The following is a 12172-nucleotide window of genomic DNA, read 5'->3' as shown; positions in this document are numbered from 1 at the left end:
AGGCTCTTTCTCCAAGGGATCTCGTCTTGCAAGTGGGCCTCGCGGCGTCGATTCGTTTTTCTTTATATTGAACTCTGCCTGATAGCGGCAATTCATGACAGAAGTTTTCGGCTGGCATGTTCCGGTGGCAAAAGCAGCAGCCGAAAACCGCGAGAAATGACCTGACGAAGGCGAAAGATTTGATTTCCAATGGCAAATATGTTCGCCTGCTACAAGGAAACGATCGACCGCAGGAGGAGCATATGGACGAGGACGTGAAAAACAGGGCGGTGGAGCTGAATATCCGGGGAACGAAACGCATCTTCGATGTCGACGATCCCGTTCTGCCTGACTGGGTCGAGGAACACGCGCTTGAATCCGGCGAATTTCCCTACAAGAAAAAGCTCAAGGAAGAGGATTATTCGGAGCAGCTGGAAAAGCTGCAGGTGGAACTCGTCAAGGTGCAATTCTGGCTGCAGGCGACCGGCAAGCGGGTGATGGCGCTGTTCGAGGGACGCGATGCGGCCGGCAAGGGCGGTGCAATCTCGGCCTCTTCCGAGAATATGAACCCACGTCTTGCGCGGGTCGTAGCCTTGACCAAACCGACAGAGCGCGAACAGGGACAATGGTATTTCCAGCGTTATGTCGCGCAGTTCCCGACCGCAGGCGAATTCGTGCTGTTCGACCGCTCGTGGTACAACCGCGCTGGCGTCGAGCCCGTCATGGGTTTCTGCACTCCGCAACAATATGAGGACTTTCTCAAGCAGGCGCCGCAGCTCGAAAAGATCATCGCCCATGAGGGCATCTTCTTCTTCAAATTTTATCTCGATATCGGTCGCGAGATGCAGCTCAAGCGTTTCCACGACCGCCGCCACGATCCGCTGAAGGTCTGGAAACTGTCCTCAATGGATATCGCGGCGCTGACGAAATGGGACGACTACAGCGACAAGCGCGACCGGATGCTGAAGGAAACCCATACGGATTTCGCGCCCTGGACGGTGATCCGCGCCAATGACAAGCGGCGGGGGCGTCTGGAATTGATCCGCCACATGCTGAACAGGATCGACTACGATGGCAAGGACAAGAAGGCGCTCGGCGAAGTCGATAACGAGATCATCGGCTCCGGCCCCGGCTTTCTGAAGTAAGCCGCCGCCCCGAGTAAAGCCGAGTCACTGCCCTGGCAGGATGCGAATGGCGAAGAGGTTGATGCCGCGCGACTTGCCGTCGAGATCGCTGTTGATCGTCAAGGTACCGGGCGAATTCGGCGCGAGCGAACGGTCGAACTTCACCTGCAGCAGCGCATCCGACTTTTCGCGGGTAACACTGAAGCGATGGCGGGCGCAGTTGCCGAGCGACTGGAAATTGCACTCGACCGTAACCTGCGTCGGCTCATCGGTGGTCGATTGCAGCGTCAGTGCGATGGTCGAGGATTTGCCGGCAAGCTGCTGCAGCACGGAGGCCGGTACGCTGACCGAAATATTGCCGTCAGCCGCACCGCTTTCGGAAATCAGGCGCAGGGCGGGGCCATCGTTCTCGGTGATGCTTTCGGTGCGCGCCCGCGGGCCGGATTTGATCTTGTCGGCCTCGTCGGGCTTGAACACCGGAATCCAATCGGCCGAAAAACTGTTTTGAGGATCGATGGTCACTGGCTGCTCGGTGTTGGTGGCCGCATTTCCGCCGCTGTCGTCGTTGCCGGTGAAGTCCTCCGGCTGGGTGCTGGCCGGCGGATTGGCGACGCTGGTGTCGCGCTCGGCCGCCGTGAGCAGCAGGCCCGACGTATAGGCCCACCAGGCGCCGATGCCGATGAAGGCCAGCAGGACGCACCAGACGAGAAGCCTCGAAAAGAACTTGCGGGGCTTGCGACGGCCTGCCGCCCGCTCCGGACGAAAATCCATATCGGCTGCGCGCTGGCCGCGCTGAAGCCGCTCATCGCCGGCCGGGGCGGCTGCGAGATGATCGGCATTGCTCGCATGCACGTCGTCGAGGCTCGACTCGTCGCTGCGGCTCATGATCACCTCGGGGGCGCGGGTCTCGCCTGCCGCCACCGGGCTATCGATCAGGCTGTCGATATCGGCCACGTCCCCCCGATGAACCGGCGGCGCCGGCATTTCGACGACCGGCGGCACCGGCACTTCAGGCGGCCTCTGGCGAGGGTGAAGGCGGTCGCGCTCTTCGCTTTCGATGGCGTGGATGGTGCTTTCCAGGCGATGGCGGTGATGGGCGACAGCATCGGCATCAGTGATATCCTGCTTGCGCAGGCCGGCTTCCAGCGCCTGGCGGGCCGACTGGTAGATCCTCGCTCGAACCTCCGGATTGTCGCGATCGGCATTTTCGAGCGCTGTTCTTATGGCCGTTTCTAATCCGCTCACGTCAAGTCCTTCACTTCGAACCCGGCATCGGACCGCAATCCCCCGCCGTTCTCCATCAAAATTCGGTAGCGGCAAGTGCGGCAAACCGCAAGCCTTGCAGTCCCGCCCACCGCACATCGGCGGCAAGAATCGCCAGCTTTCTAGGCTCGCGGGCCTTACCTTGTTCTTCATGCGCGCCTGATATATCGGCCTGAAATAGACGAAGGCGTGGCGCATGCTCTTTTATCGGCTTTTCTTCTCTGTTATGAGATTGACGTTTTCGTAAACGTCAATGCGAATGGTGAGCCATGGCCCTGCCCCCGATCCTCAAGGACAAACTCAGACTGCCGGTGATCGGCTCGCCGCTCTTCATCATCTCGCATCCCGCGCTGACCTTGGCGCAATGCAAGGCTGGCGTCGTCGGCGCCTTTCCGGCGCTGAACGCCCGGCCCGAAAGCCAGCTCGACGAATGGCTGGCCGAGATCACCGAGGAGCTTGCCCGTCACGACGCCGCCCATCCGGAAAAGCCGGCCGCACCCTTCGCCGTCAACCAGATCGTCCACATGTCGAACAAGCGGCTGGAGCATGACCTGTCGCTCTGCGTCAAATACAAGGTGCCGATCGTCATCTCCTCGCTCGGCGCTGTGCCGGAGGTCAATGCCGCTGTGCATTCCTATGGCGGCATCGTGCTCCACGACATTATCAACAACCGCCACGCCCATTCGGCGATCCGCAAGGGTGCGGACGGGCTGATTGCGGTGGCATCGGGTGCCGGCGGCCATGCCGGCACGCTGTCGCCTTTCGCGCTCGTCCAGGAAATCCGCGAATGGTTCGACGGGCCGCTGCTGCTTGCCGGCGCGATCGCGACCGGGGGCGCCATTCTGGCCGCAGAAGCGATGGGCGCCGACATGGCCTATATCGGCTCGCCCTTCATCGCGACAGAAGAGGCGCGCGCTGCGCCCGCCTACAAGCAGGCGATCGTCGACGGGGCAGCCAACGACATCGTCTACTCCAACTATTTCACCGGCGTGCACGGCAACTATCTCAAGCCTTCCATCGTTGCCGCCGGCATGGACCCCGACAACCTGCCCGTCGCCGACCCTTCCAAGATGGATTTCGAGCAGGCCACCGGCGGCGCCAAGGCCTGGAAGGACATATGGGGCAGCGGCCAGGGCATCGGCGCCGTCAAGGCGGTGGAGCCGGTGGCAAATCTCGTCGACCGGCTGGAGGCCGAATATAGGGCCGCCCGCGCCAGGCTGGCGCTCTGAGGGTCTTCCACACCCTCCCCTCTTTTTTGCCGAAGGCATGACAGGGTGCTTGAAATCTTCAGACAATGCCTGTATCAGCGCCATGCAAATCGCAGGCCGCACGCTTCGGCCGCCAGATGCCGCTTTAGCTCAGTCGGTAGAGCACATCATTCGTAATGATGGGGTCACGTGTTCGAGTCACGTAAGCGGCACCATTTTTCTCCTTACGTCATTAAAATAGTGTCCAGTTTTCCTCTTGGTCTATGCACAATCCACCTTTCAGCCCACCTTGCGAGGCGCGGTAGGAACAAACACATGATTTCGTGAGGCTACCAAAACTGGACTGCGTGCGCGTCGTGCGCGCGCCAGCTAGATTGGTTTCGATCACCAGTGGGAAAGCGCTTCTGTCATTGCCTCGCGATCATGCGCGATATGCCGCACCCAAGCAACGGCACTATCGCTCGAGCAAGCGACAGTCCCTCCCGTTGCCTGCTCCGGCAGATCCGTACGAATTTCTTAGCAGGAGACCTTCACGACGCACACTGCCGAACCTCATGCGGCGATTCTACTTACCGATCACCGCACTATAGAAGCTTAAGACTTCACGGGTCGACTATTTCACTTTTCTATGCTTAGATCGCACCATGAAGGGATCAATCAAGGCGGCCGCTTTACTACAAAGAGAACTCGGGGATTGGTGGCAGGATGATCGTCGCCACTGGTGCGCCTATTGCGGCATTCCCATGCGGCAGAAGTTCGGGTTAGGTCGCCCGATTCCCGACACTAAGGCGACGCGTGATCATCTTGTGCCGAAGGCGCACGGAAGCGGCGGCCTCACGATTCCGGCCTGCCATGGGTGCAACCGCTCCAAAGGTGCTTTGTCGCTCGCAGAGTTTCTGTGCAGCCAGCACTTCGCCGAAGTGAGGCGGCGAAAACACCGCAACAAATGGCCTATCCATGATCTGTTGTTGGCGTCTGCTCTGGCGTCTCTCCAGCAGGCCGAAAAGCTGCTGAAACCGCCTGTGGCCAACGACACAGCAAACTATAGTCGGTTGCCGGTTGACGGGGTGAAGCGGTCCCGCTCGAAAAAACCTCATCAAGCAACCGAACAGACAATGGTCGAGTAGCCTACGCATTCCGGGGCAGCACGAAGAACGCTGGTCAAGATAGCGAAGAAGTCGCAACATTGGTGCGCCGCCTGTTCGAAGCATATCCAGCGCCACCAGGCTTCTCTTTGGCCGCACTTGAACGCAGCTTTGCATTCGCCCTTTCCGCCGATGCCTCTGTAGGTTTGGCTCTGGGCTTTTTTCGCACAACGATAAGATCTCTGTACGCTACGGTACCGGAACTGCTGGGACCGGAGCGAAGTTGTTTCGTCTGGATCGCGCAGCGGGAGTCTCCTGTCTCCGCGCGCACCCCTTTGTAGTCTGCGCGATCCAATCTTTTTTCTCAGCTTCAGGCAACTCTGTAGATGATCTTTCCCCCTAGCCCCCAGGACACGCTCTTATTGTTGGACTTCTGGATTCCAACTTTACCGGGAACTTTCGGCCTACGCTGTTGTTTTCCTGGCGTGGCCGCACGCGGCAGTCTTCTGCCCTGCTACACCCCCATTTGGCAGTCGTCGTGCGGTCCCACCTTCACGCTTTCGGGCGAAGGCACGGCAAGCGTGACAAATGCAACGGGCGCTGTGAAACCAACGGCGCGTTTCCTCGTTCACTGGCGGAATGGCTGTCGGGAGAATACTGGATGAAGCTGGTGTCGTTCCACTATGCGGGGCCGAACGAGACCCTCATCTTCATCAATCCTGAGCATGTTGTTGCCGTTCGACCGTTCCCGAATACCACACACATCTATGTTTCCGCGCTCCAGAACCATGGAGGCCCCAGTTATTATCCCGTCAGAGAGACGATCGATGACGTCGTCAAGCGACTGAGCGGTTAGGTTAGGCTAGCGCTATTGCCGATGTTGTTGGGGTGACGCTTCGGTCACAGGATAATCGGCGGGCTTCCTTCAACCCGCCGTCGCGTTTGCAAGCAAGGTGTCGCGGGATCTAGGTCGCGACCTGTCTCTGTTGTGTCAGGCGTTTGCCGACGGTCTGGCCGGGCAGCTCGATAAACTTGTAGCCTATGAAGGACAGGACATAGACGATCGGGATGGTGACGATCAGCGTCACCAGCCAGCGAGCGGGATTGCTGAGATCGGTATTGCCGATCAGCCAGGCGATGACCGGCTGCATGATGAGCAGGTGAATCAAATAGGCGCCGAACGAAAGTTCCCCGAGATTTCGGAAGAATGTGTTGCCGAGAACCGAATTGACCGAGCGGGAATAATGGCCGGCGGAACCCGGAAACCGATCCGCATGCACCAGGGCAAAGAACAGCACCACGATCCCGACGCGGACGCTTTCGTGCAGCACGGTCACGTCGCCGCCGAGAGGGATGAGGACCAGCAGAGCCGAAATAGCAAATGCCAGGTAGGCTCTGCCGGGCGGCATCCACAATGCACCCGCAAGCAGCATGCCTGCGGCGAAGATGTGCATCTTCATCGGAAGGAACGACGGCATCGGGAAGCGGAAGCCGAGGCGATGGACCACCAAGGCGGCAGCGACGGCCAAGCCGACGGTGACGAGCATGCCCTTGAGCCAACCCAGACGCCCGAGAACGATCATGATGAAAGGCAAGGCCACATAGAATTGCATTTCGAGGCCGATGCTCCAGTCCGGCAGCGCCGTGCGGAAGGCGTGGGCTGGGGACAAGCCGAACAGAAAGGAAAGATGCATCAGGTAGTTGCCCAGGCTGTCGTCCAGATAGCGAGATGCGGCTTGCGGCGGATTGCCATTGAAAGCATCAATGACCATCCTTGCCTGATAGATCTCGGATCCGGCGATGAGAGCAATCACCAGCATGACGTAATAGAGCGGTGCGATGCGGAAGAACCGGCGCGTCCAGAAGATCCCCCATGTTTGCGGGCTCTCCCACGGCTCCCTGGCTTTTCGCCTCTGATAATGGAACACCATCAGGAAGCCGGAGAGCATGATAAAGAGGTCGACCCCCAGCTCCGGGTCTCCGATAATCGGCACCTTGAACCCTGTCAGGATGTGCGCATGGCCGATCAGCACCCATAGCGCTGCCAAACCCCGCAAACCATCCAGGCATTCAATGCGTTTGCCGCCCTTCATCGCGTCCATGAGATACCTCTATCCATTCGTATCCGCGGGCAGGGTTAGCATCTTCGACGGCAACCGGATAGTGTTAAGCAGAATTTAATGGGCCGCCGCACAACTTGCACGGGTTAACAGTCGATAACGGCGGCTGGAGTCATGCTGCCAGCTTTTGTCCTTTCGATTGCGAGAACGGAAAGGAACATGCCGCTCCCCAACAGGTTTCCCCTCGAGACAACGAGGATGGAGAAGACCATGTCCTGCAAACTCATCGCGATATCCCTCCTTTCCATCGGCCTTGCCGGTTCGGCCCTGGCCCAGACGGCCGGTGGGGCGAATTCCAGCGGGCGGCTTTCGGTGGCGCCCGTCATCGGCGGGTCGGGCAGTTCCGGCGCTGGCTCGGCTGGTACCGGCTCCGCCGGTACAGGGTCAGTGGGCTCGGGGTCCATCGGCACCGATCCGGGCACGACCGGCAGCACCACCGGCTCTGGCGGTGTCGATCTCAACAGCGGCCGCAGCACCATCAATCCCGGCGGCGTCAATCCAGATCTCCAGCAGACACCTGGCTGCCCCGACGGTAGCGGTTCGATGAGCGAGGCATGCCAGCAGTAGGGAGGGGGCGAGCGCCCAGCTCCTGACAAATCAAGGCCCGGCCATGACGACGCCGGGCCCTCATCGTTGCAGCCGCCGCCCCTGACGTCGCGCAAAAACGGCGGCCCCCCACGAGAATTGCTTTACCGGCCGGCACCGAGGTCGTACAAGAACAGCATCCCTCCGCACATGGCGATCGCCACACCCAGCCAGCCTGCCGATATTTTCCGGCGTCCGCGGAGCACCCGAAGAGGATCGTCATGTCGAATGCAGCGCATCGCTCGAACCGCGTGCTCGTCGTCGCCACAATCATGCTCGCGACATTCATGGTTGCCATCGAGGCGACGATCGTGGCGACCGCGATGCCTCGCATCGTTGGACAGCTCGGCGGCTTTTCCTATTACAGCTGGGTGTTTTCGGCCTTCCTGCTGGCGCAGTCGACGACCACGGTCATCTACGGCAAGCTTTCCGATATTTTCGGGCGCAAGCCGGTGCTGATCGGCGGCATCCTGATCTTTCTCGTCGGCTCGCTCCTCTGCGGCCTTGCCTGGTCGATGATCTCGCTGGTGCTTTTCCGCCTGCTGCAGGGGCTCGGCGCCGGCGCGATTCAGCCGGTGACGATGACGATCATCGGCGATCTCTTCAAGCTCGAGGAACGCGGCCGTGTGCAAGGCGCGATGGCGACCGTCTGGGCGACCTCGGCCGTCGTAGGCCCGCTTGCCGGCGGCATTATCGTCGACAGCTTTTCCTGGGCCTGGATCTTCTGGATCAACCTGCCGATCGGCATCGTCTCGATCGTCGCTTTCATGGTCTTCCTGAATGAGGACATCGCGCACAAGCAGGCAAGGATCGATTACCTCGGATCGGTGCTATTCTCGATCTCGATCGTCGCACTGCTCATCATGCTGACGGAAACAAATGCGAGCGCCTGGATCCTGCTGTCGCTTTTCGCCCTCTTCATCGTCTCAGGCATTTTCTTCCTAGCCCAGGAGAAAAGGGCGCCGGAGCCAATCATTTCGATCGCACTCTGGAGCCGCCGGCTGATCGCGACCAGCAATGCGGCCACCCTGCTTGCCGGCATGGCGCTGATCGGACTTTCCACCATCCTGCCGATCTATGTGCAGGGCGTGCTCGGCCGCTCCCCTATTGTCGCCGGCTTTACGCTCACCATGCTGATCGTCGGCTGGCCTTTGGCGGTGATTCTCTCCAGCCGCTTCTACAGGGCCTTTGGCATCCGCCGCACCTTGCGCGTCGGGAGCCTGATGTTTCCGTTCGGCGCCTGCTTCCTTCTGTTCCTGACGCCCGAAAGCTCGCCTGTTCTGGCCGGCGCCGGCTCCTTCTTCATGGGTTTCGGCATGGGCCTCATCAGCCTGACGAGCATCGTACTGGTGCAGGACAGTGTCGAATGGTCGATGCGCGGCAGCGCCACGGCCTCAATCATCTTTGCCCGCAGCCTCGGCAACACTCTCGGCGCCACCGTGCTCGGCGCCATCCTGAACGCCGGCATCAGCCACCATGCCAGTGGCGAAACGGCTGCCGCCCTGCACAATGCGCTGAACCAGCCGACCGGGCTCGCGGCGCTCGCCGCCGATCCTGCGATCCGAACCATCTTCGACGCCGCCCTGCACTGGAGCTTCTGGGGCGTGGTCGTCGTCGCGGTGCTGACCTTCTTCACCACCTGGCTGATACCCGTCGGTCACCGCCAGACGCGCGAAGAGCCGGCGGCGGCAAGCGAGGCGGCCTCGCACTAGCGGACTTCCAGTTCATCACGGGTGCCTGGATGTGAGCTAGCGGCGGTTGTCCAAAACGCGCAGGATCAGGTTCCGTCTTCCCTTGCGCTGGACAAGATCGATATCGCTGACGAGCTTGGCGCCGCCCTTGCGCCGCTCGAGGGTGATCTTGCGGCTATGGAAGGCTTCCAGCTCGGCGCGATGCGCCACGCTGATGATGGTGACCGTCGGCATTTCATTGATCACCGTCTCCATCATCTTGTCCTGGCTCTTCTCATCGAGCGCCGAGGTTGCTTCGTCGAGCACGATAATATCGGGATGGTGCAATAGCAGCCGCGCAAAGGCGAGCCGCTGCTTTTCGCCGCCCGAGAGAATCTGGTCCCATGGCGCGTCCTCCTCGATCTTTTCCCTCAGATAATCCAGTCCCACCTTGGCAAGGGCGGCCCTGATTTCCTCGGGCGTCCAGCTGTCGGCGGCGCGGGGGTAGGCCACGGCGCGGCGAAGCGTCCCGGACGGAATATAGGGCCGCTGCGGCAACATGAACAGGCGGCGGTCGCCGTGGAAATCGACGCTGCCGTGACCCCAGGGCCAAAGACCGGCGATGGCACGCACCAGCGTGCTCTTGCCCGAGCCGGATTCGCCTGCCACGAGCACCCGCTCGCCCGGCGCGATCTCGACCTGGGTTTCCTTGACCACCGCGGTGCCGTCATCGAGAGATACCGAGAGATCATTCAAGTTCAGGATCGCATTGCCCTCAGTTTCACCGTGCTTGATGCGTCCGAGAGTGTCGCTCTGTTCGGCGCGCTCGAGACCGTCGAGCGACATCATCAGCGAGGCGACGCGCCGCGCGCAGGCGTTCCAGTCGGCAAGACGCGGGTAGTTGTCGACCAGCCATCCGAAGGCCGTCTGAACGATGGCGAAGGCGGAGGCAGCCTGCATGACCTCGCCAAGCGTCATGCCGCCTGCCAGAAACTTCGGCGCGCATAGCAGGAGCGGCACGACAGGCGCAATCAGCATCGATCCGTGCGAGACGAAGGTCGTGCGCATGTGCTGGCGCGCAAGCAGCGCCCATTGCCTGAGCACATTGGAAAATGTCTTGTCGAGGTCGCTACGCTCCTCTTCCTCTCCGCCAAGCAAGGCGATGCTCTCGCCGTTTTCCCGCACACGGGTCAGCGTGTAACGGAGCTCGGCCTCCACCTGGTTCTTGACCTCGGAAACCCTGACGAAGTGGCGGCCGATGACAGCGATCACGGTTGAGGTGATCACGGCATAGAGAACCGCAGTGACGACGAGAAAGCCGGGAATGGTGATAGTCGACCCTGCGACCGGAAGGGTGAGCGCTCCGCCGATCGTCCAAAGCACCACGATGAAGGTCGAGGCCGACAGAAATGCCGAAATGACGCCGGCGATGAAATCGACCGGCGCTTCTGTGGCAATCCGCAAATCCTCCGAGATGCGCGCCTCGGGATTTTTGTGATCGCCGCCGATCAGGTTCAGCTGATAATAGCGGCCGTTGGCGAGCCAGCGAGCGATCACCGCCGCCGTTAGCCAGGACCGCCAGCGGCGCTGAATCATCATACGGACATAGACTTGTGCGGTGACAAGGGCGACGCTTCCGAGCACCAGCGGCACGAATACGGCGCTCAGGTAATAGACGGTGGCGGCGTCATGTCGCTCGATGGCATCGAAGATCCCGCGGTTCCAGCGATTGATCCCATATTGAAAGCCGACATTCATGCAGATCATCACCAACAGGCCGATGGAGCACGGCCATGCAAGCCTGTCGCCACCGCTGCCCCAGTAGCGTCGGGCGCTGATCCAGAAACGCCTCAGCAAATATCGCTTGCGCGCCTGCTCGGCCTCCTCAGGCGTGAGCTCCGGACTGGGTTCGATGACATCCGGCGGCGGCGCGATCTCGACAGTCGAAGCCCTCTCCTGGCGCGACTTCTCGGCACCGTCCTGCTCGGTGCCTTCGACCGATTTCGGGTTGAGTTTAACGTCGGTCATAAGCACGATAACGGCTTGCAAATCAGAAGGTTTCATGGCGCGGCGCCGGTCATTGAATGCGCGAGAAGAGAGGCGTCGCCGCAAGGCCGGCGGAATGCGGTCACTCTTATGCCCCGAAGGAGTCATCCAATGTCGCAATGCTCCACAAGGTCGCCCTCGAGCGGGTTGCCTGCCTTGCCTCAGCCGTTGTCGCTCACATTCGGCAGAGATTGCAGGAGGGTCTGGCGGGCTGAGCGCAGGTGGACGCGGCAGGCCTTCTCGATTGCTGCCTGGTCGCCGGATTCCAGCGCCGCGATATAATCCAGATGTTCGTGGATGGCGCGCTCGTTGCGCTCGCGGGCAGCGGTCTTGTTCCACTGGTAATGATAGTGGAAGATGATGGCGATCGCATCGTAGAAATCGGCAATGAAGCGGTTCTTCGAAGCGCGGTGGATCAAAAGGTGGAAGCGCTCGTCGAGGACGGAGAAATCCTTGAAACGCTGGTTGATGTCGGCAAGCATGGCGAGATGTTCCTCACGCATGGCGGCAAGATCGGCCCAGGCCTGATTGTCTCGGGGAAGCCTGCCGAATTCGGCGGCAGAATGCAGCTCAAACATCTCTCGGACATCGGCAAGTTCGAGCGCGAATTCGCGGGTGAAGCCCTTCAGCGTCCAGTGGCTGTTCGGCCGCTTTTCGATGAGGCCGAATCGGGAGAAGCGGATCAGGAATTCGCGCACGCTCGTCGTGCCGGTGCCGATCTCGCGGGCAAGCTCCAGCTCATTGATCTGCATGCCCGGGGCAGCGTCATCAGCGAGGATGCGCCGCATGAAGCTGCGCTCGATGATGTCATGCAGCGAATCCGTCTCTTCGGAGGGAAAGAGGTCGCGGTCGGTCGGATCGCGCAGCACGATCTTCTGACGCTTGTTCCAGCGGATGATGCCTTCATCGCTGAGGCGGGTGAGGATGGCGCGCGCGGTGGAACGGCTGACGCCGAGTTGGGCGGCGATCTCCGGTTCCGACGGCAATGCGGTATCCGTGCGCAGGGCCGCAGCATACCTGTTGTATGCTTCCTTGAAGACCGTGTTCTGCCTTGCCATCAGATCCCCCGCTTTCCGCCCGCGTGCCGGGATT

At 60.8% G+C, this 12172-nt stretch carries 10 protein-coding genes and 1 tRNA gene; 7 read left to right on the top strand and 4 right to left on the bottom strand.

Going from position 1 to position 12172, the window contains the following annotated elements; all coding sequences use genetic code 11:
• The first annotated feature begins 242 nt into the window (after positions 1 to 242).
• A complete protein-coding gene (gene ppk2 / locus FFR93_RS27015; protein ID WP_064709742.1) occupies positions 243 to 1124 on the top strand; it encodes a polyphosphate kinase 2 in 882 nt (293 codons plus the stop codon).
• Positions 1125 to 1148: 24 nt separating this feature from the next.
• Here ppk2 and FFR93_RS27010 read toward each other — a convergent pair whose 3' ends face one another.
• The gene (locus FFR93_RS27010; RefSeq protein WP_138395418.1) at positions 1149 to 2348 is read right to left on the bottom strand and encodes a regulator; all 1200 of its coding nucleotides are present in this window, start codon (positions 2346 to 2348) and stop codon (positions 1149 to 1151) included.
• A 287-nt stretch (positions 2349 to 2635) separates the two neighbouring features.
• Between FFR93_RS27010 and FFR93_RS27005 the strand changes: the two genes are divergently transcribed.
• From FFR93_RS27005 to FFR93_RS26990, 4 genes are all read left to right on the top strand, one after another.
• On the top strand, positions 2636 to 3595 hold the full coding sequence (locus tag FFR93_RS27005; protein WP_064709740.1) for a nitronate monooxygenase family protein: 960 nt from the start codon (positions 2636 to 2638) through the stop codon (positions 3593 to 3595).
• A 118-nt stretch (positions 3596 to 3713) separates the two neighbouring features.
• Positions 3714 to 3789, top strand: a tRNA-Thr gene (locus FFR93_RS27000).
• A gap of 429 nt (positions 3790 to 4218) precedes the next feature.
• Positions 4219 to 4701: an HNH endonuclease gene (locus FFR93_RS26995; protein WP_138395417.1), complete on the top strand. Its 483-nt coding sequence runs from the start codon at positions 4219 to 4221 to the stop codon at positions 4699 to 4701.
• Between the two features lie 619 nt (positions 4702 to 5320).
• On the top strand, positions 5321 to 5515 hold the full coding sequence (locus FFR93_RS26990) for a hypothetical protein (protein ID WP_138395416.1): 195 nt from the start codon (positions 5321 to 5323) through the stop codon (positions 5513 to 5515).
• Between the two features lie 109 nt (positions 5516 to 5624).
• Here the strand turns inward: FFR93_RS26990 and FFR93_RS26985 are convergent, their stop codons facing one another.
• A complete protein-coding gene (locus tag FFR93_RS26985) occupies positions 5625 to 6761 on the bottom strand; it encodes an acyltransferase (protein WP_138395415.1) in 1137 nt (378 codons plus the stop codon).
• Positions 6762 to 6977: 216 nt separating this feature from the next.
• Here FFR93_RS26985 and FFR93_RS26980 point away from each other — a divergent pair, with 216 nt between their 5' ends.
• Together FFR93_RS26980 and FFR93_RS26975 are read left to right on the top strand one after the other, a co-directional pair.
• Positions 6978 to 7346, top strand: a complete 369-nt coding sequence (locus FFR93_RS26980) for a hypothetical protein (RefSeq protein WP_171049274.1) — start codon at positions 6978 to 6980, stop codon at positions 7344 to 7346.
• Between the two features lie 239 nt (positions 7347 to 7585).
• Positions 7586 to 9076: an MDR family MFS transporter gene (locus FFR93_RS26975; RefSeq protein ID WP_138395413.1), complete on the top strand. Its 1491-nt coding sequence runs from the start codon at positions 7586 to 7588 to the stop codon at positions 9074 to 9076.
• Between the two features lie 36 nt (positions 9077 to 9112).
• On the opposite strand, the gene FFR93_RS26970 is transcribed toward FFR93_RS26975, so the two are convergent.
• On the bottom strand, positions 9113 to 11062 hold the full coding sequence (locus tag FFR93_RS26970; protein WP_138395562.1) for an ABC transporter ATP-binding protein/permease: 1950 nt from the start codon (positions 11060 to 11062) through the stop codon (positions 9113 to 9115).
• Between the two features lie 179 nt (positions 11063 to 11241).
• On the bottom strand, positions 11242 to 12138 hold the full coding sequence (locus FFR93_RS26965; RefSeq protein ID WP_064707853.1) for a GntR family transcriptional regulator: 897 nt from the start codon (positions 12136 to 12138) through the stop codon (positions 11242 to 11244).
• Positions 12139 to 12172 lie beyond the last annotated feature (34 nt).

Source organism: Rhizobium sp. MHM7A (assembly GCF_005862215.1).
Lineage (GTDB): Bacteria > Pseudomonadota > Alphaproteobacteria > Rhizobiales > Rhizobiaceae > Rhizobium > Rhizobium bangladeshense.
The sequence above is the reverse complement of the archived record's forward strand: the minus strand, read 5'-3'. Positions and strand labels throughout refer to the sequence as shown.